We start from the raw sequence: 21,890 nt of genomic DNA on the forward strand, positions 1-21,890 counted from the left end.
GCTACGGAGACCGATCCGCCGCGTCGCTTTCGAGGTGTCTGCTCGTCCACTTCTGAATCGGGTCGTCGGTCTCGGTCATCCACTCGTCCAGTAGCCCTCGCAGTCGGTCCCGCTCGGACTCGTACTCGGGGTGGTCGACGAGGTTCTGCAGTTCGTGCGGGTCCCGCTCGAGGTCGTACAGCTCGTCGACATCGGGGGCGTTGAACACGTACTTGTAGCGCCGGGTCCGCACCATCCGCTGGGAGTAAAGTCCCATCTCGTCGCCGTGGTACTCGGCGAAGATGGCTTCCCGCCGGCCGTTCTCGGGGTCGTCGAGGAGCGGCCACAGGCTCCGGGCGTCGACGCCGTCGGGTTCTGCCACGCCGGCCGAGTCCAGGAACGTCGGCATGAGGTCCATCAGCGAGACGAGGGCGTCGCACTCCCGGCCCGCCTCGACGCCCGGCCCGCGCATCACGAGCGGAATCCGATACGTGTCCTCGTACATGAGCGGCCCCTTGTTGAACTGGCGGTGGTTTCCCGTGAAGTCGCCGTGGTCAGAGGCGTGGACGACGAGGAGGTCGTCGCGGAGTCCGTATTCGTCGACCGCGTCGAGGATCCGGCCGATCTGGTCGTCGATGAGGTCGACGAACCCGAAGTACATGGAGACGGCCTCGGCCCACTCGTCCCACGTCAGGTGGTCGACGCCGCGGTATTCGAGGTAGTTCTCCTGTACCTGTGGCTTGCCCGCGAACGTCTCCTGATAGGACGGCCAGCGCTCGATGTCGTCGGGGTCGTACTTCGACGCGTACGGTTCCGGGACGACGTAGGGGTGGTGCGGTCCGACGAAGTCCGACCGGTGGAAGAAGGGGTCGTCCTCCTCGGCGGCCCCCTCCAGTCGGTCGATGGTTCGCTCGGCGATGTAGTACGAACGGGTCGCCTCGACCGGAATCGAGGTTCGGGCGGAAATGAGGGCCTCTTCGCCGTCGCCGTGTCGGTTGTAGAGGGCGTCTTCGAGTTCGATATCGTCCGGATCGACGCCGAGTTCTTCCCGGTGCGAGCGAAGACCCTTCTCCAGGTGCCCGTCGTGAGCGTCGCTCGCTCCCATGTAGTCGAATCCGAAGTCCGCGGGCGTGGCGTCTCTCCCGACGTGCCACTTTCCCAAGTAGGAATTATTGTAGCCCGCGTCCCGGAGCAGCGTCCCGAACGTCGGGATCGATGTCGAGAGGTCCGTCTGAATGGCGTCCTGTTCGTGGACGTTGTTGAGTAGCCCGTGGTTGTGCGGATAGCGCCCCGTCAGCAGCGACGCCCGCGCGCTGCTGCAGATGCTGATGGGCGTGTACGCGTGGGTGAAGCGCACGCCGTCGGCGGAGAGTCGGTCGAGCGCCGCGGTATCGACCGGGGGGCCGGTCGGTGTCGCGACGTCGTACCGCTCCTGATCTGTCAGGAGGAGGAGGACGTCGTCCGGAGTGTCGTGTCGTGGCATCGCTCGGATAAATGAACTCCGCGGGCGCTTCATCAAGCTTGTTGAGTTGCCCGTACAGGTCACTGGGGTGACGTATCGTGCCGAGAGACCTCACCGGAGATGTTGCGCCGAAAGCGTCGACCGCGGTTACAGATATCCGAGGTCGGCGAGTCGCTGCTCGGTCGACTGCTCGACGGAGACGGTCTCCGTCTCAGTTCGCTCCGTCTGTTCGAAGGACGCGAGCCACGAGTCCAGTGACGCTTCGAGGTCGCTCGCGCGCTCGGTCGCCTCGCCCGAGATATCGGTCGTCTCGCCGGGGTCGGCGGCGACCTCGTAGAGCTCCTCGTCGCCGTCCGAACAGCGGACGTACTTGTGGGTCTCCGTCCGGACCGCCTTGATCGACCGCTGGAGGTCGTAGATGCGCTCGGGGATCTCGTCGAATCGCTCTTCGAGCTTCTCTATCGGCGGTCGAGGTGCCGCGTACTCGGCGAACGCCTTCGACCGCGGGTCGGTGTCGGCCGACGGGTGGAACGACCGGCCCTGGAACTCCTCGCGCGCGTCCGGCGCCTCGATACCGGCCGCGTCAAGCAGCGTCGGCGCGAGGTCCAGCGTCTGCACCATCCGCTCGCCCGTGACGGCGTCGTCGTCGAACCGGCCGCCGCTGAGGACGAGCGGGACGTGAAGCACCGTATCGTACAGCGAGTACTGGTGGCCGAGGAACCCGTGTTCCCCGATGTTCTCGCCGTGGTCGCTCGTGACCGCCATCACCGTCTCGTCCCGCTCGCCCGTCGCTTCGAGCGCGTCGACGACCGTTCCGAGCTGGTCGTCCATGTACGCGATCTCCGCGCGGTACAGTCGCCGCAGGACGGCCAGTTCCTCCGTCGAGAGGTCGAACTCGCCGACGTCGAACTCCCGGGGGCCCTGTGGGATCGCCATCGCCTCCTCGTAGGACCAGCCCTCGGGGAGGAACCGCTCGGCGTACGCCTCCGGCGGTCGGTACTCAAGGTGCGGTTCGATACAGTTGACGAACAGGAAGAACGGCCGAGTCCGGTTACGCGTCTGCAGCCACTCTCGCACCCACTCGATCGACCGCTCCGCGCCCTTGTCGCGCTCCGCCTCCGAGTCGCGGGAGAGGCAGCCCGAGAGCGCCTCCGTGAAGGAGAATCCGGGACCGTCGGACCCGGATGGGTTTCGGAGCAGGTCGCCGAGCGTCTCGCGGTCCCGCCACGACCCCTCGCGGGCGTGGAACGTCTCGAAGCCCCGGGAGAAGCCGAACTCCTCGGTGATCCAGACGTTGTTCGAGACGCCGACCGTCTCGTAGCCCGCGTCGCCGAACAGCTCCGCGACGGTCGGCAGCTCCCGGTCGAGTCGCGTCCGGTCCCCGTTCGCGCGGTGTTTCGACGGATAGGTTCCCGTGAACAGCGACCCGTGAGACGGGAGCGTCCAGGGTGCCGCGGAGAACGCCTGTCCGTATTCGGTCCCCTCGTCGGCGAGTGCCGCTCTGGTCGGCGACACGTCGGCGTCCGCCGGGACCGTATCTAGCGCTCGCGTCGTGTCCATGACGAACACGACCACGTTCGGACGGGACTCTACCCGCCCGTCGTTCGAGTGGGCACTCATCGAGATCCCTCCCGACGGCGTCCCAAGCCGGAGATTGCTTCGGTGAACACGTCGGACAAACGACCGATAGTTCTATCGTGCTACTGCCTGCCTATGCGCGGTCTGTCCGTCCCAGTATTCGGTGTAATAAAGGGAATAGCCACGGAACGGCGCCGAATCCCCGTTCGAGAGGCCGAAGTCCCGCTCCCGGAACGCTCCCAAGTATTCGCCTCGCAAGCCGCAGTTTTTGTGGGTAAATGCGCGAATTATTCCGCCGCACCCGCACAGAGATTATCCGTTCGAGCGCGCGGAGCGTCGACCGGCGGCGACGCCGAATCCGAAAAGCGCGAGCGCTACGAGCGCCGTCAGCGCCGGTCGATCGGCGGCCGCGGCGAACGCCGCTTCGAAGACCGATTCCCGGCGGCCGTAGTAGACGAGCGCCCCCGTGGCGGCGTAGAACCCGGCCGTGCCGATCGTCGTGAAGACGCCGAAGCGCGCCGGGCTCATCTCGGCGAACCCCGCCGGGATGGAGATGACGGACCGGAGGACGGGGAGAAACCGACCCCAGAGCACCGACGACTCCCCCCACCTTCGGAACCACGCCTTTCCCCGGTCGATCCGCTCGTCCGAGACGCTGATCGGCCCGCGCAGCCAGTCGCGCGCGCCGACTCGGGGGCTGTAACAGACGTAGAACGGGAGGAACGCGCCGACCGTCCCGCCGACGGTGGCCGCAAGCACGAAGACGAGTAGCGACGTCGGGCCGGTCACCAGCAGCGCGGCGGCCGCCGGAACGACGACTTCGCTCGGGAGAAACGGGAAGAGCATCGACGTCTCTAAGAAGGTGAACAGACACAGCGCCAGCGGGCCGTAGAGCCGGAGGAGATCTAATGCTACGGCAGTCGCGTCGACCATACGAGCGGTTGGCGACGGTGCCGTAACACGCTTCTGCCCGCGAGTCGCGAGACCGCCGGGGGAGTACGCAGAAGCGGGGGGAGCCGCGGCGTATTCAAACTCCCGCCCCGTTAGTGAGAGCATGGACGTGTTCGTCTACGGGACGCTCGTGCAGGCGCAGACGGCCGCTGCGGTGCTCGACGAGTTCGAGTATCTCGGCCCGGCCACCGTTACCGGTCTGCACCGCGTCGAAGGTCGGTATCCGACGCTCGCTCCGGGCGGGTCGGTTAGCGGTCGACTGTTACGCACCGCCGAGCGAGACGCGCTCGACCGGTACGAGGGCGTCGACTCGAACCTGTACGTCCGCTGTACGCTCCCGGTCGAGACGGGCGAGACGGATGAGACGGACGAAGCGGACGGGGCGAGCGACACCGTCGAGTGTTATCTGGGAGACCCCGCCCCGCTCGACGCGCCCGTCGAGTGGCCGGGCGACGGCACCTTCGAGGAACGAGTCCGGCGCTACTGCCGAGACGAGCGCGTCGTCGTCAGGCGAGAGTGATCACGACCGGTCTCTCACGGACGGCAAGACGCGCCGGGCGAGAAACCCAGCGCGGTCGGGGTGGGCTGCCCCGAAACGATGGGCGGACACGCATGAGAATTCAAGGTGTCCGCGATAGAACCTCGTTTTTAAACGTACAAAATTCTTTGGAATAGTATCAGCTATAATAAGCGCGTGCGCCTGCAGAGGAGAGCCATCGAGAGGAGAGTTCAGCCCGATTCGCGGTCGGTCGCACCGGCCGATGAATTGGAATCGTGACCCGCCGGCTGGCACAATTGATTTACTCCGCGACACCGACGAGCAGGCAATGGGCGGCGACGGACGCAGACAGTCGAAAGTCGAACGGCTCGTCGAGGCCTACGACCTCGGCAGTATCGGGGCCGACCTCGAAGCCGCGTGGCTCGGCGAGGGCCGTGAGCGCCGGAGCCTCCGCGAGTTGGCCGACCGATTCAACCAGGCGCTGTTGATGGGGGCGCTGAGAGAGAGCGAGATGAGCGTCGTCGACGGCGAGCCGGAGAACTTCTACCGGCTCCTGACCGACGACGACGTGAGCGCGGGCCAGCGAGTCGAGGCGCGGAACCGGCTCGAGCGCAACGGCATCGACGTCGACGGGTTAGCGGAGGACTTCGTCACATATCAGGCCGTCCGTCACTACCTCACGGAAGTCCGGGGTGTGACGTACGAACAGCCGAACGAGGGCGAGCGGGTCGAACGCGAGCGCGACAGTATCGACCGGCTCCAGGCCCGGGTCGAGACCGTCGTTCGAGACACGATAGACCGCCTGCGAAACGCGGGAACGCTCTCGATCGGCGACTATCGCGTGTTCGTCGGCGTCGACGTCCTCTGTCGGGACTGCGGCGGCCAGTTCGGGATCGGCGAGTTGCTCGCCGAGGGCGGCTGTGACTGCGAGTAGCGAACGCGATCTCGATACGGCTCGGTTTTAGATGTCCGTGACCCGGGGATACTCCTCGGAGAGCGCCCGCGCGTCCTCCGGCAGCAGCGCGACCACGAGATACGTCGGGTACGCCGCGAAGTACTCGACGAGCGACGCGATGCGTTCGGCGTCGATGGCTTCGAGCGAGTCCAACAGCATGAACGGCACCGTCTCGTGGACGTCGTGGACGAGGTAGCCGGCCAGCGCGAACACCAGCCCCGTCACCTCACGTTCGCTCTCGCTGAGGTGGGCGACCCTGTCCTCGTACACCGTCCCGCCCTCCGAGCTCCGGACGACGTGTAGCTCGAAGGTCGAGCCCTCGACGACGTCGTCGGCTTCGACGGTCTCGACGGTGCCGCCCGGCGTGTCCACCCGTTCGAGCCAGATGCGCTCGACGTTGTCGTAATCGAGCAGCGCCAGCAGATCCGCCATCCGCTCGTTGAACTGCTCGGTCGCCTCGGCCTCCAGCGTGTCGACGCGGGTCCGCAGGTCGATGAGCTCCTCGACGACGTCCTCGCGGCGGGCGAGCAGCGCGTCGTCGCGTCTGATCTCCGCTTCCATCTCCTCGATCTCCTCGTTCACGTCGTCGTACTCCGATTCGAGGGCGTCCAGTTCGAACTCCAGTTCGTTCGCCTCGGCGTGGAGTTCCAGTACCTCGTCGAACTCGTCGGAGCGCAGTTCGGCGACCTCGTCTTCGAGCTCGGCGATGCGCGAGGAGAGGTTGTCGCGGCGTTCGCGGAGGTCCGCCACCGCGGACTGGCGGCGCTCGATCTCCTCGTCCACGTCGTCGATGGTCTCGTCGAGTTCCCGCTGCCGTTCGAGCGTCTCCTGGATGTCGTCGCGCCTGTCGGTGAGGTCGTCCAGTTCGTCCTCGATAGCGTCCACGTCCGAGAGCGTCTCCTGTCGGTGCTCTCGCATGCTCGAGAGCGTCGACTCGATGCGCTCGCGTTTCACCTGCGACCCGCAGGTCCAGCAGGTGGTCTTCGACCCCTGGTACAGCTGGTCGGTGATGTCGCCGACGCTCTCGGGCTTCCGCTTGATGGCGTCGGTGATCTGTGTGTGTTCGCCCGCGAGCAGCTCCTCGTTGAACCCGATGACGTTCTGCAGCCGCGTCGTGTACTGCGAGAGTTCGCGCTTGCGTTCGCGGCGGCGAGTGATCTCCGATTCGAGGTCGGTCAGCCGATCCTCGGGGGCGTCGGCGAGGCCGGCGCGTTCGGCCGCGAGCCGTCCGCGCTCCTCCCGCAGGGCCGCGATGCTCTCCTGTTCGGACTGGACGTCCTCCCGGACGCGCCGGCGTTCGGCCCGCGTCGCCTGCAACTCGTCCAGCGTCGCTTCGAGTTCGTCTCGGCTCTGCCGCGTGACGTCGACGTCTAAGTCCCGTTCCTCGATCCGCTCTTCGACGGACCGGAGGTCGCTTCGGACGTCCTCGATCTCGGTCTGCAGTTCGCTCCGTCGCCCTTCGAGTTCCGGCAGCTCGCGCTTGAGCGACTCGATGCGGTCGAGGTCGTCGTCGATGGCCTCCTTGCGCTGTTCGGCGTCGCGTATCTCCCGGCGGAGCGTCGCCACGTCGACCGGGCGCATGATGATGTCCCGGAGGTCGTCGCCGCGTACGACGGCGCGACGGGCCTCGTTGTCTTCGAGCAGGAACGCGAATAGGTTCGCCAGCGTCGGGTCGGCGAGGATTCCCGATCCCGACCCGACGATACCGTCCTCGGTTCTGGAGAGGGTTCTCGCGTACGTCTCCTCGCCCAGTTCGAGTTCGACGCGACCGCGGTCGGCGTCGCCCTTCACGCTCGTCCAGTCGCTCCCGTGGGCGGCCATGATCGCCTGCAGGAACGACGTTCGGTTGGTCGCGTTGCGACCGGCGAGCACCGTCACGCCCGGAGCCAGCTCGACCGTCGTCGAGTCGATGCCGCCGACGTCCTCGACGGTGAACGTGGCCCGGTCGCCGGCGGCCGTGGCCGGATCCATAGCAGTCCGTCCGTCGGTGACTCGCATAAGTGCTGGGACGCGCATCGGGCCGGCCGGAGAGAAATTCGTCGTCTCGTAGAAAACAGAATAACAGCCATATGTCTGTTTGTCTTTTCGGGACCGCGCCTCAGTTCAGTCGAAAACAATCATCGGTGTCCAGAGTTCCGAGCAAATTCGAAATCATACACACACAAACGTGTACCTTTATCTGAGACAGTCCACGAAGCTGGGAGTGTAGCTCACAATGTCAAGTAACGACACCGCGGACACGCTCCGCGCGTATCTGACCTCCGTCAAGGAGGATCTGATGACCGGCGTATCGTTCATGATACCCTTCGTCACCATCGGGGGGATCTTCCTCGCTCTCGCGTACGCGGTGGGAGATACGCAGACAGTATTCGAGAACACCGGCTCCGCCGGCTGGTTCCTGGCCCAGATCGGCACGGCCGGACTGACCATCATGGTGCCCATCCTCGGCGGGTATATCGCCTACGCGATAGCAGACCGCCCCGGGCTGGCACCGGGCTTCCTGCTGGCGTACCTGCTCCAGCAGGGGGCCGTCATCGAGCAGGCGGCCCTCGTCGTCGGCCTCTCGGGCGGGAGCTCGGGAGCCGGCTACCTCGGCGCGATCGTCGCCGGTCTCGTGGCCGGCTACGTCGCCCGCTGGTTCAAGAGCCGCGACGTGCCGGGCGTCATCCAACCGATGATGCCGGTGCTCATCATCCCGGTGGCGACGATGGCCGTCGCCGCGCCGCTCCTGCTGTTCGTGCTGGGCGTCCCGGTCGCCATCGCCAACCAGAGCCTGACGACGTTCCTCGAGACGATGCAGGGCGGGCAGGCCATCGTCGTCGGCCTGATCCTCGGGGGGATGATGGCCGCGGACATGGGCGGCCCCATCAACAAGGTCGCCTACGTCTTCGCGACCGGCCTCATCACCGAGGGCATCTATGCGCCGATGGCCGCCGTCATGATCGGTGGGATGGTCCCGCCGATCGGAATGGCGCTCTCGAACTTCATCGCGCCCCACAAGTACGAGGCGGAGATGTACGAGAACGCCAAGAGCGGCATCCCGCTCGGGCTCGCCTTCATCACCGAGGGCGCGATCCCCTACGGCGCGGCCGACCCGCTCCGGGTCATCCCCTCGGTCGTCTCCGGGAGCGCCATCGCCGGCGCGATGTCGATGGCGCTGGGCGTGACGATGCCCGCCCCCCACGGCGGCGTCTTCGTCGTCCTGCTGTCGAACAAGCCGCTGCTGTTCCTCGCCTCGCTCCTGGTCGGGACGCTGGTCACGGCGGCCGTCGCCACGCTCATCAAGCCCGACTTCGAGGAGCGCATCAACGCCGAGACGAGCTCGCAGAGCACGCAGCCGACCAACAACTGAACCGCTGAACGACCCCACATCGACACCGCTACACACCAATGTCAGACGCTATCAGTCAGACCGACATCGACGAGTTGATCCCGGCGAGCCACATCTCGCTGTCCGAACCGCCCGCCGAGAAGGACGCCTGCATCGAACACTTACTCGACCTGCTGGTCGACGCCGGCCGCGTCGACGACCGAGAGGCGGCCCTCGACGCGCTGTTGGCCCGCGAAGCGGAGACGACCACCGGAGTGGGCATGGGCATCGGCATCCCGCACGCGAAGACCGACGCCGTCTCCCGCCCGTCGCTGGCGTTCGTCCGCTCCGAGGAGGGCATCGACTTCGGGTCGATGGACGACGAGCCCGCGACGCTGATATTCATGATCCTCGTCCCCGAATCGGGCGGCGAGGAGCACCTGAACATCCTCAGTTCGCTCTCGCGCGCCCTGATGCACGACGAGGTCCGCGAGCGGCTCCACGAGGCCGACGACGAGCGAGCCGTACAGGAGACGCTCCGGGAGGCCATCGCATGAGCCTCGAACGCACCGTCACGCTCGTCCCGGAGGCGGGACTGCACGCCCGTCCCGCGTCGGAGTTCGTCGAGGCCGTCAACGACCACGAGGCCGAGATATCCATCGGCCGCCCGGGCGAGGACCCCGTTCAGGCCAACAGCATGATCGCCGTCACGAGCCTCGGTATCGAACACGGTGACGAGGTCCACCTCGTCGCCGACGGCGAGGACGCCGAGGCCGCGCTGGACGAACTCGAACGGATACTGACCACGCCCGAGGAGGAAGCGGCGACCTGACGATGGCGGAACGCGAACTGCAGGGGACCGGCGCGACGCCCCGCTCCGGCGTCGGCACGGTCGTCTGGTACGGGCAAGACATCGAACTCCCCGACGCCGACGACGTGACGGTAGACGAGGCGGTCGAGCGCGACCGCTTCGCCGACGCAGTCGAGACGGCCCGCGCCGAACTGGAGACCGAACGCGAGGCGACCGCGGAGCGAGTCGGCGAGGAGGAGGCCGCCGTCTTCGACGCGCACGTCCAGTTCCTCGAAGACCCCGCCATCGAGGACGCCGTCGACACGGAGATCGCGGCGGGCGCACCCGCGCCGAACGCCGTCGACGCGGCCTTCGGCTCGCACATCGAGCAGTTCGAGGGGATGAACGGCCGGATGGCCGAGCGGGCGGACGACCTCCGAGACGTCCGGGACCGCCTGCTCCGCCTGCTGACCGACGGCGACCGCGTCGATCTCGCGGACCTGCCCGAGGGCAGCGTCGTCCTCGCCGAGCGACTGACGCCCAGCGACACGGCGCAGTTGGACCCCGATACCGTCGCCGGGTTCGCCACCGTGACCGGGGGCCGAACGTCCCACGCGGCCATCTTCGCCCGGTCGCTGGCGCTGCCGGCCGTCGTCGGCGTCGGCGATGAACTCGACGCTATCGAGACCGGAGCCGACGTCGTCGTCAACGGCGACGCCGGAACGCTCTTGATCGACCCCGACGAGGACGAGCGGTCGGCCGCCGCGACCGATTCCGGTGCCGACGTCGTCGAAGAGCGTGTCGAGACGACCGACGGCCGCGAGATCGAGGTCGCGGCGAACGTCGGGCGACCGGCGGAGCTGGGGCCGGCCGCCGACCGCGGCGCGGACGGCGTCGGCCTCTACCGGACCGAGTTCCTCTTCCTCGACCGGGAGTCGCCCCCTTCGGAGGACGAGCAGTACGAGGCCGTCCGCGAGGCGCTCGATACGTTCCCCGAGGGGCGCGTCGTCGTCCGCACGCTCGACATCGGCGGCGACAAGCGCATCCCCTACCTCGACTTGCCCGAGGAGGAGAACCCGTTCCTCGGCGAGCGCGGCGTCCGCCGCTCGCTCGGTCCGGACGCGGACCTATTCGTCACCCAGCTCCGCGCGCTCTTGCGGGCCGCGGCCGACGGCGAGGGCGACCTCGCGGTCATGTTCCCGCTCGTGGCCTCCATCGAGGAGCTGGAGGGCGCGCTCGACGCGCTCGACGACGCGGCGGCCGACCTAGACGACGCCGGCGTCGAGTACGAGCGACCCGAGGTCGGCGTGATGGTCGAGACGCCCAGCGCCGTCTTCGTCGCCGAGGAACTGGCCGCCCGCGTGGACTTCCTCTCCATCGGGACCAACGACCTCACGCAGTACGTGATGGCCGCCGACCGCGAGAACGAGCGCGTCGGCGACCTCCACGACCCGACGTATCCGGGCGTGGTGCGAGCCATCCACCGGACCGTCGAAGCGGCCCACGCGCGGGACGCGTGGGTCGGGATGTGTGGCGAGATGGCCGGCGACCCCGACCTGACCGAACTCCTGGTCGGCCTCGGGCTGGACGAACTCAGCATGAGCGCCGTCACCGTCCCCGACGTGAAGGCCGCCGTCAGCGAGACGTCGTACAGCACCGCGAGCGAGCGCGCCGAAGACGCTCGCAACGCCGCAACGCGCAGCGCAGTCACCAACTCACAACAATGAAATTCGTCGCAGTCACGTCCTGTCCGACCGGTATCGCACACAGCCAGATGGCCGCGGAGAACCTAGAGCAGACCGCGACCGAGATGGGCCACGACATCAGCGTCGAGGTCCAGGGCGCGATGGGCGCGGAGAACGAACTCTCCGCCGAGGACATCGAGGCCGCCGACGCCGCCATCGTCGCCGCCGACACCGCCGTCGACACGGCCCGCTTTGAGGGGATGCCTCTCGTTAAAGGCACCGTCAAGGACGCGGTCAACGACGTGGAGAGCCTGCTGAACCAGGCGATCGAGGCCGCCGACGGCGACGCCGAGACGGTAGCGACCGACACGACCGAGTCGACCGACGACTCCGGCGACGGCGGGAGCGGCGAGGAGCGAGAGCGCCGCGGCGGCGACCGCTCGAAGAGCCTCGGCGCGCGACTGAAGCGCCTCTTCAGCTAGCGTCGTCATCGGCGAGTTACACAGCGCGGAGAAGCGGAGAAATCGAGACGCAGACGGTAATTCGAGCCGCCGCACCGTCGCGATCGGTGCGGAGGATCGCGACGACGAACGGGAGCGAAATCAGATGCACAGAGCTGTTTTCGCGGTATTTTCGGGCGTTTAAGCGGTGCTTAAGCGACCGCTGGACCGCTGTTTTGCGTCGCCCCGCCGTCGCGCGTGACGAACGAGCGAGGCGACGACGCCGTTACCGCCTCGTCTACTCCGAGTCCTCGCCTCCCGCCGGTGCCGAGAGGAACGGAAGCACGGCCCGCTCGTTTGCGCTGTACGACAGCGCATTCGCCTGCGTCGTCCCCTCGGGAGCGACCATGTCGATGATATTCGGGTCCATCCGGTCGTCGCGGCCGCCGCCGAAGCGCCACTTCGACGCCGAGGCCGCGACCGGCCGAATACGGCCCGGGTCCGACCCCGACTGTCCCAGGAGCAGCGGCATCGTCTCCATCTCGGTCACGTCGCCGATAGTCTCCTTCGGGAACGAGACGGCGATGGCGTCGCGGTCGGCGTAGGCCGCGGCGCTGACCGCCTCGCTGGCGACCGACTCGCCGTTCGCGTCCTCGATCCGGGCGCGCCAGCCCTCCGCCCACACGCGGTAGTGGTACGGGGCCTCGAACTCGGCCCAGACGCCCTCTCTGGCGGTCGTCGTCGACGGAACGGTGCCGTCCGCACTCGGGTCGCGGAGGTAGATCTGCATCGTCTGGAACGAGAAGCCGTTGGGACCGCTCCACGGGTTGACGACCGACGTATCGAGGTAGTAGACGAACTGATAGCGGCCGTCGTCCTCGTACAGTTCGACGCCGGTCAGGTCGAAGGTGCCGTCGTCGAAGGTAGCGTTCGTCGGATACGTGTAGCTCCCCGGCCCGTGGTCGTCGCCCGCCGGGTCCTCCCACCGCTTCAAGAGCGTGCCGTTGAGGCCGTCCATCGAGAGGTATGGGATGGACGCCCGCGAGGACGCCGAGTACGACAGCGCGTCGCCCTGGCTCGTGCCCCGCGGCGTGACGAGGTCGATGACCTGCGGGTCGCTGCCGAGCGTCGAGTCGTCGCCGCTCCCGCCGCCGAAGCGGTACTGGTCCCGCGTGGCGTTCACGCGGCGGACGCCGCCGAGCCCGTAGCCGTCGTAGCCAAGCAGTAGCGGGACGAGTTCCATCTCGCCGAGCCGCCCATCGAAGGCGCTCTTCGGGACGCTCGCGGCGATGGTGTCCTGCGCCTCGACGGTGTAGACGACCACGTCGTCGGTGACGACGGAACCGTCGGACGTTTCCACGGCGGTCCGAATCGGGAGACCGCCCGTCTCCTTCGTCTCCGGCGGCGCGACGAGGCGGTACTGATACGGCGAGTCGAACGTCGCGTTGACCCCCTCCCGGGCCGCCGTGTCGCCCGAATCGGCGCTCGGGTCGCGGACGTACACCTGCGGGAACTGGAGCGAGTAGCCGTTGGCGAGCCCCCACGGGTTCTCGACGCCGCCGGCTATCTCCATCGTGAACGTGTAGCGGTCGCCGTCCTCGTAGACGCCGAAGGACGCGAGGTCGAACGCGCCGTCGTAGAACGGGTCCGCGGTCGGCGCGGTGTAGCTCCCCGGCCCGTGACCGTCCCCGGTCGGGTCGTCCCAGCGTTCGAGGAGCGTCCCGTACAGCCCCTCCGCGAACGTCGCGTACGGAATCGTCGCCGTCTCTGATCCGGTGTAGCCGAGCGCCTCGGCCTGACTCGTCCCGGACGGCACGACGGCGTCTATCACGTTCGGGTCGGTTCCCATCCGCGAGGCGTCGCCGGTACCGCCGCCGAAGTAGCGCGCGGCGTTCGACTCGTTCACCTGGCGGACGCCGCCCGCCCCTTCGGGGTCGTAGCCGAGCAGCAGCGGCGCGACCTGCCACGAGGTGAGCGAGCCGTCGATAGCGGACTTGGGCACGTCCACGCGAATCGAGCGGGTCGAGGGGCTGACGAACACGTCGCCGTCGGCGAGCGCTTCGCCGTCCGGCCCTTCGACTCTGGCTCCCCGCTCTCCGTCGGCGACGACTCGGCGGTGGTACGGCTGGCTCAGCGTCGCGTTGACCCCCTCGCGGGCCGCCGTCGCACCGCCGGTCGCGTCGGGGTCGCGGAGGTAGAACTGGAGGTGCTGGAGCGAGAAGCCGTGGTCTAAGTCCCATGCGTTCTCGATGGGCGCGTCAACGGTGACGCGGAGCTGGTAGGCGTCCGGCGTCTCGTGGAGCGACAGGCCCGTGAGGTCGAACGCGCCGTCGGCGAAGACGTCGTCGGTCGGATACGTGTAACTCCCCGGCCCGTGATCGTCGCCCGCCGGGTCGTCGAGACTGGCGACCTCTTCTCCGAGCCCGGAGAGCGAGTCGGCGGCGAAGACGCCGACGCTGTCGACGGTGACCGTGGTCGGTTCGGCGTCGTCACCCGAGTTGTCGGGGCGACACTGCACGTCCGCGTTGCTCCGCTCTCCGGCCTTCGCGACGCCCCTCCCGCGTTCCTCGCCCCGTTCGCTGGCACGCGGCGGCCGGTTCTCGATCAGGTCCGTTCCGTCGACGGCCCCGCGGAGCGTCACCTCTGCCGGTTCCGACCCGAAGTTGAGAACGACGACCGCCCGCTCCTCGCCCGCGTCGCGGCCGTACGCGACCACGTCCTCGGAGTCGGTCTCGTAGTAGACGCCCGTGAGTTCCGCGGACTCCCGCAGTGCCGGCAGGTCGTGACGAGCGTCGACGAGCGACCGGTAGAACTCGAGATGCTCCTGATCGTACTCGTCCCAGTTCATGAACGCGCGGAAGTGGCCCTTCTCGTCGATGCGGGGCTCCGAGTAGTTCGTCAGCGCCCGCTCCTGCCCGTAGTAGACCATCGGGACGCCCGGGAGCGTGAACGTCGCCGCGGCAGCGGCCCGCTGTGCGGACCGGTCGGCCACGTCGAGATACCGTCGCATGTCGTGGTTCTCGACGTACTGGAGGAACAGGTCCCGGTCCGGGAACCCCTCGTTTTGCCGGTGTGTGACCGTCGACCGGAGCGCGTCGGCGGGCGTGCCGCCCTGCCCGATGCTCCGGAGGGTGTTTACCAGCCAGTCGTCGAAGTGCATGTCGAACTCGTCGCCGCCGAACTCCGCCTCGTAGGGGATCACCTCGTCCAGCAGCATCGCGTCGGGGTTGGCCTCCTTGACGCGGGTCCGGACCTCCGCCCAGAAGTCGTGGGGGACGCCGTAGGCGACGTCACAGCGGAAGCCGTCGACCTTCTCGGCCCAGAAGTCGACGACCGAGAGCATGTGCTCGCGCAGCGCGGGTGTCTCGTAGGCGACGTTGATGAGGTCCGACCAGCCGAAGAAGGAGTAGGGCTCGCCGTCGGCGGTCCGCTCGTACCACTCGTAGTACTTCGAGTCCGTCCCGGCGGAACTGGCCTGCCGGTAGAAGCGGTGTTCGGCCGCGGTGTGGTTGAACACGAGGTCGAAGACGACCTTGATGTCGCGGTCGTGGCAGGCATCGACGAACGCCTCGTACTCCGCGACGCTGCCGAGGGCGTCAGCGGTGTCGAAGAAGTCGGTCGTGTCGTAGCCGTGCGGACCGCCCGGCGAGTCCGGGTTCTGGTGGCTCGTCGCCTCTAAGACCGGCGTGAGCCACACCCAGTCGAGGCCCAACTCGTCGAGATAGTCGACCCGGTCGGAGAGATAGCCGAAGTCCACCTCGCCGGGACCGGTGCCGAACGACCGCGTGAAGATCTCGTAACCGACCGAGTTCGGGAGCCAGTCGGGGACGGCGTTCAGCGACCGGGCGCTCCGGTCGTCGGCGTCGAGCTCGACGGTGACGGAGACGCCGTGGCGGTCGGCGACCGGGACGGCGTGGATCCGTGCCGTACCGTCGACGGCGTCCGCCGGGATCCGGGCGGTGGTCCCGTCGACGGTGACGGCGTCGGCTGTGAGGGACGCGCGGTCGTCGGGAAGGAACTCCACGTCCACGTCCTCGGCCGTCGCCTCGCTGTCGGGCGCGGCGTCGGGATCGGTCTCGACGACGAAGGACTTCGTCTTCGGGTCGTAGCGCCCCTCGGCGCGGAGTCGAGGTGGACCAGCGGCGTCGTCGGACGGTTCGGGAAAGACCCGAACGGTGAGCCGGTGCGTCCCGTCGGGCGCGTCGAGTTCGAGGCCGTAGGTGCCCGGCACGTCCGGGTCGAACTCGACGACGCCGTCGCCGTAGTCGTACTCCTCGGGGTCCTCGTAGAATCCCGCGACGCCGCTGTCCGCCGGCGTCTCGACCACGCGCCACGCGAACGCGTCGTCGCCGTAGTTCACCGGATCGCGCTCGGGATCCGGGATTCGCGGTGCGAGCGTGTTCCGGCCGTCCGGCGAGCCGTCGCCCCGGTAACTCACCGCGAGCGGGTCGACCAGTTTCTCCCCCGCGTGAATGAACCGGGGCGGCCCCGGATGGTGTCCGTCCGTGGCCGACGAGGAGGCGAGAGACCGGATGCCCTCGTCAAGTTTTCCACCGAGCGACAGTGCACCGAGTCCGCCGATACCGCCGAGATATTCGCGTCGTTTCATGGCTGTCTGCGAACGCCAGTCGATGCGTTCTCGGAGCGCCAGCGGCGACCCGAGCCGCGACTGTACCGTTCGTATCCCCCAACAAATTCTATGGACAAAAAGTCTATCACAGATTACACTAGAAAAGTATCCGACAAGTTGCTCGAAAATTCCACGCCGAGGAGGTCATAACTCGCTCAGAACGGTGGTCAGCGGCGGCTCAGTCGGACAGTTCGGGCGTCGAAACGGTCGCCTCGCTCTCGTTCTCACCCTCGACCGTCGCCCGGTCGGGCAGATTGGGGTCGGGTTTCCGGCCCAGCGTGAGGAACCGCTCGGTGAGCGTGAGTTCCTCCGGGCTCGGGCTCGACTTCTGTATCGGCTCGTACTCGACGGCCACGCTCCCGTCGTCCGCGGCGATGCGGACCGCACAGAGCTGATACGACGGGTAGAAGACCGGCGGGAGGAGGCCGATGACGCCGTCGCGGCGGTGAAGACGTTTGAGCCACGTCCCGCTGTTGACCATCAGTCCCTCGTCGAGCGCCCGCATCCGCGGCCGGTGGGTGTGGCCGTAACAGAAGACGGCCGTCTCCTCGCGGCGACCGAGGACCTCGCGGGCGGCGTCCTCGTAGGACGTCTCCGCGTCGACGGTCAGCCCGGTTTCGAGGATGCCGAAGCGGTCGATCGTCTTGTTGATGTCCCGGCGGAGGAGGTACAGCGGGACGCCCACGAGCAATAGGAGACCGGTCACGGTGACGTTGATCGCCAACAAGAACCAGATCGCGGTCCCCGCGGTGCCGAACTGCCCGAGGAACGACGTGGTCCACTCGACGGGCGTCGACCAGACGCCGACGAGGTTGAGGCCCGCGACCACCGCGAGGATGGCGCTGACGTTGAACAGGAGCAGGAACGGCAGCAGGGCGTACCGGAGGAGCGGGTTCATCTCGCGGTAGAAGTACTTCGAGAGCAGCCAGATCGGGACCCGTTCGGTCGGCGTGACCGCCTGCACGTCCTTGAGCCAGTTGTACCGACCGCGGTCGGAGAGCTGGCCCGCCCGGCTGGTGACGAGCGTATTGTAGTAGTAGCCCAGCGGCGCGACGTTGGGGTCGCCCCAGTCGTCGATCCGGTTGTTCGGGTCGTGCTGGTGGCCGTGTTCGAAGTGTATCACCCGGCCGCCGACCGGTCGCGTGAACGACTGGGACTGCAGCAGGTCGACGTTGTACTCGGCGAAGCGCTCGACGTACTCGTCGTAGGCCGCGAGTTCGTGGTCGTGGTTGCCCGGCAGGAGCGTGATATCGACGTTCTCGCCGGTCTCGCGCAACTGCTCGAACAACTGGGGATACGTCGATTCGAGCACGTCGAACTTCGCCGTTCCCTCGACGCGGGTGAACTCCCAGAGCCCGAAGGCGTCGCCGTTGATCACCAGCTCGGCGTCCTCGTCGGTCTCGGCCAACCGGCCGAGGAATTCGAGGAGTTCGTCGAGGAACTCGACGTCGCCCAGCTGTTCGTCACCGCCGATGTGGAGGTCGCTGATGACGTAGTACACCCGGTCCTCGCCCGTGCCGCCCATTACGTATGATTGTCGGATGCAGCGTCAAAGGTGTTGTTCTCCGGTCGCCGGCCCATCGCCGGCGTGCATCTCCCGTTCGGCGCGAGAATCGCCGGGGCGTCCGGCCCCGGCGAACGGTCGTCTCCAGCCTTCACTCTGGAACGACAGTCGGAGATGCAGACGGAACGTCTGCGCCGTAACGTCCACCATTTTTACGTAAATAATTGGCGGCTGAAGCCGAACAGTCCCGCGGAGTCCCGTCGAAAGTCTTTGGTCCGTAGCGGGCATACGACAGTCGAGTGACCGTGTTCGGACGCGTTCGAGGGAAAAACGGGTCGGCGTCGCCGAGCGAGGCGTCGAGCGCGGCGGCGACGGAGGCGCGACGATGAGCGATACCGACGACGAGCGGCCGGCCGACGACGCGACGGTCTGTCCGCTCTGTGCGGTCGGCTGCACGCTCGCACCGAGCGACGGTGAAGAGGGCCGCGCGCGAGGCGTCCCCGGCCCGGTGAACCGCGACGGGCACCTCTGCCAGCGCGGTATCGGCGCGTTCGACGCGCTCGGGAGCGACGATCGGCTGACGACCCCGCTCGTCCGCCGCGACGGCGAACTGCGAGCGGCCTCGTGGCCCGAGGCGCTGGATCGGGCCGCGGACGCGCTCGCTTCCGTCGCCGACGGGCACGACGCCGACGCGCTGTGCTTCTTCGGCGCGCCCCACTGCACCAACGAGGAGAACTACCTCCTGCAGAAACTCGCCCGCACGCTCGGCACGAACAACGTCGACAACCGCGCGCGAATCTGTCACGCCGCCGGGATGACGGCGCTCGAAACCCGCCTCGGTCGCCCGGCGATGACGAACTCGCTGTCCGGGCTCTCCGACGCCGACGTGCTACTGGTCGTGGGAGCCAACCCCGCGCGCCAGCAGCCGGTGGCGTTCGACTCGTACGTCCGCCCCGCCCTCCACGACGGGACGGCGCTCGTCCACGTCGACCCCCGGGAGAACCAGACGACGAGAGCGGCGTCGGCACATCTCGCTCCCCGTCCCGGAACGGACGCGCTCGTCGTCACGGCGCTCTGTGCGCTCGCGGCCGAGCGCGGCGGAGTCGACGAGTCGTTCGTCGCCGAGCGGACGAGCGGTTACGGGGAATACGCCGACTCGCTCGCCGACTTCGACGCCGACCGCGCGGCGGCGACGGCGGACGTCCCCCCCGAGGACCTCGGAGCGGTCGCCGACCGGATCGCGGCGGCTGACCGCGTGGCCGTCCTCGCCGGGACCGGTATCGAAGGCGGGAGCGACACCGCCGACGCGCTGCTCAACCTCCTCTTACTGACCGGGAATTTCGGCCGGTCCGGGACGGGGATGAACGTCCTCCGCGGGCTGAACAACGAGCAGGGGGCGACCGACGCGGGATGCCGACCGGATCGACTGCCGGGACACCGGCCCGTCGACTCCCCCGAAGACAGAGCGCACGTGGCGGACGAGTGGGGTATCGATCCGCCCGCGACGCCCGGTCTCACGGAGCGAGCGGCCGTCGAGCGGTTCGGCGAGTCGGTCCACGGGGCGCTGGTCGTCGGCGAGAATCCGGCCGTCGAGAAGCGCGACGCGTCGTGGCTCCGAAACCGGTTGACCGACCTCTCGGCGCTCGTGGTCGTCGACCTCTTCGAGAGCGAGACGACCGACCACGCCGACGTGGTGCTTCCCGCCGCCGCGGGCGTGGAGAAGGCCGGCACCGTGACGAACCTCGACCGGCGCGTTCAGTCGCTCGCGCCGGCGGTCGCGCCGCCGGGCGACGCGCGCCCGGACTTCGAGATCCTCCGCGAACTCGGGACCCGTCTCGTCGGCGACGCCTTCGAGTACGAGGACTCGGCCGCGGCCTTCGAGGAGTGGACGCGGCTCAGCCCGGTCCACGAGGGGATGACGCGGAGCGCCGTCGCCGACGGCGGCGTCCAGTGGCCGACGGCGGGCGACGGTTCGAGCGGGACCGCGGTCCTCTACGAGGAGGCGTTCGAGACGGAGAGCGGGCGCGCCGCCTTCGCCGACGTGGAGACGAGTATCGCCGACGCGCCCGCCGACGAGCTCACGCTCCTCGTCGGCAGTCGCGCCGGCGGCGTCGCCGCCGGGCCGTCCGACGAGCGGGTCCACCTCGCCGAGGCCGACGCCGCGTCGCGGGGCATCGAGGACGGCGAGACCGTCGTCGTCCGCAACGACGCCGCCGCGGTCGAGGCGACCGCCGCCGTCGGCGGGAGCGTCCGCGAGGGGACGGCGTACCTCCACGCGGACGTCGCGGACCCGCTCGTCCGGGACGAGAGCGCGACCGTGCGCGTCCGCCCGGCATCGCAGTGAGAGCGGACGCTCCGCTCGCAGAGACGTGTTCGGAGAAGTCGATTTCGCCGTCGGAAGCGGATCGGCCGTCGATCCGTCGCCGCGGTCTCGGTCGGTTTACTCGGCGTGCTGGTCTCGCTCTCGGGTCGACGCCCAGAAGGCGACGGCCCCGCCCAGGAAGGCGACGTTGCGGAGGAAGTTGTCGAGTTCGGCGTCTCGCTCGTCGCCCGACTCGTTCCAGAAGTCGTGCATCCCAGGCGTCACGCCGAGCATGAACGCCGCGATGGCGACGGCCCCCAGCAGCGGCGCGAGACCGAGCGCGAGCGCGATCCCGCCGACGAACAGCAGCGAACTGGCGAGGGGGACGAGCGTCCCGGCGAGCGGCACCCCGACGCTGTCGGCGTAGGCGACCATGTCGTCTAAGTCCGAGAGGTTACTGTAGCCGTCGCGTGCGAACTTCGCACCGAAGGCGGCCCGTGCGAGTACGAACACTGCGTGTTTCAGCATATCGCCTCCAAGCGGTGGAGTCGGAAAACCGCTGTGGCCGTCCCCTTCCATGGCCGATATCTCAGTCGGCGGCGCTCGTCGGACGAGAGCGGTCCCACAGTATTATGTTTAGCGTCAACAGTTATCACAAGTAATGCGCGCAGCAGTGTTCACGGGGCACGGCGATCCACTCGAGATACGCGAAGTCGACGAACCGACCGCCGACCCGACGGGCGTCGTGGTCGAGACGCAGGCGTGTGGCATCTGCCGGAGCGACTGGCACGCCTGGCAGGGCGACCCGGCCTGGGAGGGCCGGGGATTCGAGGACGGACACGTCTTCGGGCACGAACCCGCCGGCGTCGTCGTCGAGGTCGGCGACGAAGTGGAGGAGGTCCGGGAGGGCGACCACGTCACCGTGCCGTTCAACCTCGGCGACGGGACGTGTCCGGCCTGCCGAGACGGTCACTCGAACCTCTGTGACGAGCGGATCCCGTTCGGCCTGACCCCGGAATCGCCCGGCGCGTTCGCCGAGCGGTTCCACGTCCCGTGGGCCGACTACAACGTCGTCCCCCTCCCGTCGGGGATCTCGCCCGTCGAGATGGCCGGACTGGGCTGTCGGTTCATGACCTCGTTTCACGCGCTCGCCCACCGAGCGGACCTCACCGGCGGGGACTGGGTCGCGGTCCAGGGCTGCGGCGGCGTCGGTCTCTCCGCGGTGCACATCGCCGACGCCCTCGGCGCGAACGTCGTCGCCGTCGACCTCTTCGCGGAGAAACTGGACACCGCAAGCGAGTTGGGTGCCGTCGAGACCGTCGACGCCGAGGCGGTGGACGACGTGCCGGCGGCGGTGAGAGCAGTCACCGGCGGCGGAGCGGACGTCTCGGTGGACGCCCTCGGTATCTCCGAGACGTGCCGCAACTCGGTCGAGAGCCTGCGAAAGCGCGGGCAACACCTCCAGATCGGGCTGACGTCGAGCGAAGACGCCGGGGAGATCTCGCTGCCCACCGATAGGATGGTCGCCAAGGAGCTCCAGTTCGTCGGCTCCTTCGGGATGCCCCGTCCCCGCTACGACGAGATCTTCCGGATGATAGCACACGGGAAACTCGACCCCGCCGCGGTGGTCTCCGAGACCGTCTCGCTCGACGCCGTCCCCGAGAGACTGGCCGCCATGACGGACTTCGGGACCAGCGGGATTCCCGTCGTGGAGTTCTGAGACGAACTCCGGTACCGACGCCGATGCCTCTTAGCCGAGCGACACCGCATCGCTTATACTTTAGGTTTGCCTAAATAGCGGTGAG

The 21,890-nt window shown here is 68.1% G+C and carries 16 protein-coding genes; 9 read left to right on the forward strand and 7 right to left on the reverse strand.

Annotation, left to right across the window (positions count from 1 at the left end; translation table 11 throughout):
* Position 1 precedes the first annotated feature (1 nt).
* The 3 genes from GO488_RS16455 to GO488_RS16465 form a co-directional block, all read right to left on the reverse strand.
* The gene (locus tag GO488_RS16455) at positions 2 to 1,462 is read right to left on the reverse strand and encodes a sulfatase family protein (RefSeq protein WP_162318932.1); all 1,461 of its coding nucleotides are present in this window, start codon (positions 1,460 to 1,462) and stop codon (positions 2 to 4) included.
* A 126-nt stretch (positions 1,463 to 1,588) separates the two neighbouring features.
* On the reverse strand, positions 1,589 to 3,061 hold the full coding sequence (locus GO488_RS16460) for a sulfatase (protein WP_162318933.1): 1,473 nt from the start codon (positions 3,059 to 3,061) through the stop codon (positions 1,589 to 1,591).
* 270 nt (positions 3,062 to 3,331) lie between these two features.
* A complete protein-coding gene (locus GO488_RS16465) occupies positions 3,332 to 3,952 on the reverse strand; it encodes a DedA family protein (RefSeq protein ID WP_162318934.1) in 621 nt (206 codons plus the stop codon).
* Positions 3,953 to 4,073: 121 nt separating this feature from the next.
* Here GO488_RS16465 and GO488_RS16470 point away from each other — a divergent pair, with 121 nt between their 5' ends.
* The gene (locus GO488_RS16470; RefSeq protein WP_162318935.1) at positions 4,074 to 4,490 is read left to right on the forward strand and encodes a gamma-glutamylcyclotransferase family protein; all 417 of its coding nucleotides are present in this window, start codon (positions 4,074 to 4,076) and stop codon (positions 4,488 to 4,490) included.
* Positions 4,491 to 4,797: 307 nt separating this feature from the next.
* Complete coding sequence (gene rdfA / locus GO488_RS16475) at positions 4,798 to 5,403, forward strand: rod-determining factor RdfA (protein WP_162318936.1); 606 nt, start codon at positions 4,798 to 4,800, stop codon at positions 5,401 to 5,403.
* A gap of 27 nt (positions 5,404 to 5,430) precedes the next feature.
* Here the strand turns inward: rdfA and GO488_RS16480 are convergent, their stop codons facing one another.
* Positions 5,431 to 7,395, reverse strand: coding sequence for an archaea-specific SMC-related protein (locus tag GO488_RS16480; protein WP_162318937.1), 1,965 nt, complete (start codon positions 7,393 to 7,395; stop codon positions 5,431 to 5,433).
* A 244-nt stretch (positions 7,396 to 7,639) separates the two neighbouring features.
* Here GO488_RS16480 and GO488_RS16485 point away from each other — a divergent pair, with 244 nt between their 5' ends.
* From GO488_RS16485 to GO488_RS16505, 5 genes are read left to right on the forward strand one after another with little or no spacing between them, the layout of a single operon-like run.
* Complete coding sequence (locus GO488_RS16485; RefSeq protein WP_162318938.1) at positions 7,640 to 8,776, forward strand: PTS fructose transporter subunit IIC; 1,137 nt, start codon at positions 7,640 to 7,642, stop codon at positions 8,774 to 8,776.
* 38 nt (positions 8,777 to 8,814) lie between these two features.
* A complete protein-coding gene (locus GO488_RS16490) occupies positions 8,815 to 9,291 on the forward strand; it encodes a PTS sugar transporter subunit IIA (protein WP_162318939.1) in 477 nt (158 codons plus the stop codon).
* The gene (locus tag GO488_RS16495) at positions 9,288 to 9,566 is read left to right on the forward strand and encodes an HPr family phosphocarrier protein (protein ID WP_162318940.1); all 279 of its coding nucleotides are present in this window, start codon (positions 9,288 to 9,290) and stop codon (positions 9,564 to 9,566) included. Before GO488_RS16490 ends, GO488_RS16495 begins: the two co-directional genes overlap by 4 nt.
* 2 nt (positions 9,567 to 9,568) lie before the next feature.
* Positions 9,569 to 11,251, forward strand: coding sequence for a phosphoenolpyruvate--protein phosphotransferase (gene ptsP, locus GO488_RS16500; protein ID WP_162318941.1), 1,683 nt, complete (start codon positions 9,569 to 9,571; stop codon positions 11,249 to 11,251).
* A complete protein-coding gene (locus tag GO488_RS16505) occupies positions 11,248 to 11,691 on the forward strand; it encodes a PTS fructose transporter subunit IIB (RefSeq protein ID WP_162318942.1) in 444 nt (147 codons plus the stop codon). Before ptsP ends, GO488_RS16505 begins: the two co-directional genes overlap by 4 nt.
* Positions 11,692 to 11,947: 256 nt before the next feature.
* Here the strand turns inward: GO488_RS16505 and GO488_RS16510 are convergent, their stop codons facing one another.
* Together GO488_RS16510 and GO488_RS16515 are read right to left on the reverse strand one after the other, a co-directional pair.
* Positions 11,948 to 16,258 (reverse strand): glucodextranase DOMON-like domain-containing protein, encoded by a 4,311-nt coding sequence (locus tag GO488_RS16510; protein WP_162318943.1) that lies wholly within the window; start codon positions 16,256 to 16,258, stop codon positions 11,948 to 11,950.
* 199 nt (positions 16,259 to 16,457) lie between these two features.
* Positions 16,458 to 17,804 (reverse strand): metallophosphoesterase, encoded by a 1,347-nt coding sequence (locus GO488_RS16515; protein ID WP_162318944.1) that lies wholly within the window; start codon positions 17,802 to 17,804, stop codon positions 16,458 to 16,460.
* A 364-nt stretch (positions 17,805 to 18,168) separates the two neighbouring features.
* On the opposite strand from GO488_RS16515, the gene GO488_RS16520 reads away from it, so the two are divergent.
* Positions 18,169 to 20,127 carry a molybdopterin oxidoreductase family protein gene (locus GO488_RS16520; protein WP_162318945.1) on the forward strand — a complete coding sequence of 653 codons (1,959 nt, stop codon included), beginning with the start codon at positions 18,169 to 18,171 and terminating at the stop codon, positions 20,125 to 20,127.
* 96 nt (positions 20,128 to 20,223) lie between these two features.
* Here the strand turns inward: GO488_RS16520 and GO488_RS16525 are convergent, their stop codons facing one another.
* On the reverse strand, positions 20,224 to 20,613 hold the full coding sequence (locus GO488_RS16525) for a DoxX family protein (RefSeq protein ID WP_162318946.1): 390 nt from the start codon (positions 20,611 to 20,613) through the stop codon (positions 20,224 to 20,226).
* Positions 20,614 to 20,746: 133 nt separating this feature from the next.
* Between GO488_RS16525 and GO488_RS16530 the strand changes: the two genes are divergently transcribed.
* A complete protein-coding gene (locus tag GO488_RS16530; RefSeq protein ID WP_162318947.1) occupies positions 20,747 to 21,805 on the forward strand; it encodes a zinc-dependent alcohol dehydrogenase family protein in 1,059 nt (352 codons plus the stop codon).
* Positions 21,806 to 21,890: the final 85 nt, after the last annotated feature.

Origin of the sequence: Haloarcula limicola (assembly GCF_010119205.1) — an archaeon.
Classification (GTDB): Archaea; Halobacteriota; Halobacteria; order Halobacteriales; family Haloarculaceae; genus Haloarcula; species Haloarcula limicola.

Excerpts from the sequence above, each read along its gene's own strand:
- GO488_RS16455 (WP_162318932.1), bottom strand. The coding sequence starts at position 1,462 with ATGCCACGACACGACACTCCGGACGACGTCCTCCTCCTCCTGACAGAT.
- GO488_RS16460 (WP_162318933.1), bottom strand. The coding sequence starts at position 3,061 with ATGAGTGCCCACTCGAACGACGGGCGGGTAGAGTCCCGTCCGAACGTG.
- GO488_RS16465 (WP_162318934.1), bottom strand. The coding sequence starts at position 3,952 with ATGGTCGACGCGACTGCCGTAGCATTAGATCTCCTCCGGCTCTACGGC.
- GO488_RS16470 (WP_162318935.1), top strand. The coding sequence starts at position 4,074 with ATGGACGTGTTCGTCTACGGGACGCTCGTGCAGGCGCAGACGGCCGCT.
- rdfA (WP_162318936.1), top strand. The coding sequence starts at position 4,798 with ATGGGCGGCGACGGACGCAGACAGTCGAAAGTCGAACGGCTCGTCGAG.
- GO488_RS16480 (WP_162318937.1), bottom strand. The coding sequence starts at position 7,395 with ATGGATCCGGCCACGGCCGCCGGCGACCGGGCCACGTTCACCGTCGAG.
- GO488_RS16485 (WP_162318938.1), top strand. The coding sequence starts at position 7,640 with ATGTCAAGTAACGACACCGCGGACACGCTCCGCGCGTATCTGACCTCC.
- GO488_RS16490 (WP_162318939.1), top strand. The coding sequence starts at position 8,815 with ATGTCAGACGCTATCAGTCAGACCGACATCGACGAGTTGATCCCGGCG.
- GO488_RS16495 (WP_162318940.1), top strand. The coding sequence starts at position 9,288 with ATGAGCCTCGAACGCACCGTCACGCTCGTCCCGGAGGCGGGACTGCAC.
- ptsP (WP_162318941.1), top strand. The coding sequence starts at position 9,569 with ATGGCGGAACGCGAACTGCAGGGGACCGGCGCGACGCCCCGCTCCGGC.
- GO488_RS16505 (WP_162318942.1), top strand. The coding sequence starts at position 11,248 with ATGAAATTCGTCGCAGTCACGTCCTGTCCGACCGGTATCGCACACAGC.
- GO488_RS16510 (WP_162318943.1), bottom strand. The coding sequence starts at position 16,258 with ATGAAACGACGCGAATATCTCGGCGGTATCGGCGGACTCGGTGCACTG.
- GO488_RS16515 (WP_162318944.1), bottom strand. The coding sequence starts at position 17,804 with ATGGGCGGCACGGGCGAGGACCGGGTGTACTACGTCATCAGCGACCTC.
- GO488_RS16520 (WP_162318945.1), top strand. The coding sequence starts at position 18,169 with ATGAGCGATACCGACGACGAGCGGCCGGCCGACGACGCGACGGTCTGT.
- GO488_RS16525 (WP_162318946.1), bottom strand. The coding sequence starts at position 20,613 with ATGCTGAAACACGCAGTGTTCGTACTCGCACGGGCCGCCTTCGGTGCG.
- GO488_RS16530 (WP_162318947.1), top strand. The coding sequence starts at position 20,747 with ATGCGCGCAGCAGTGTTCACGGGGCACGGCGATCCACTCGAGATACGC.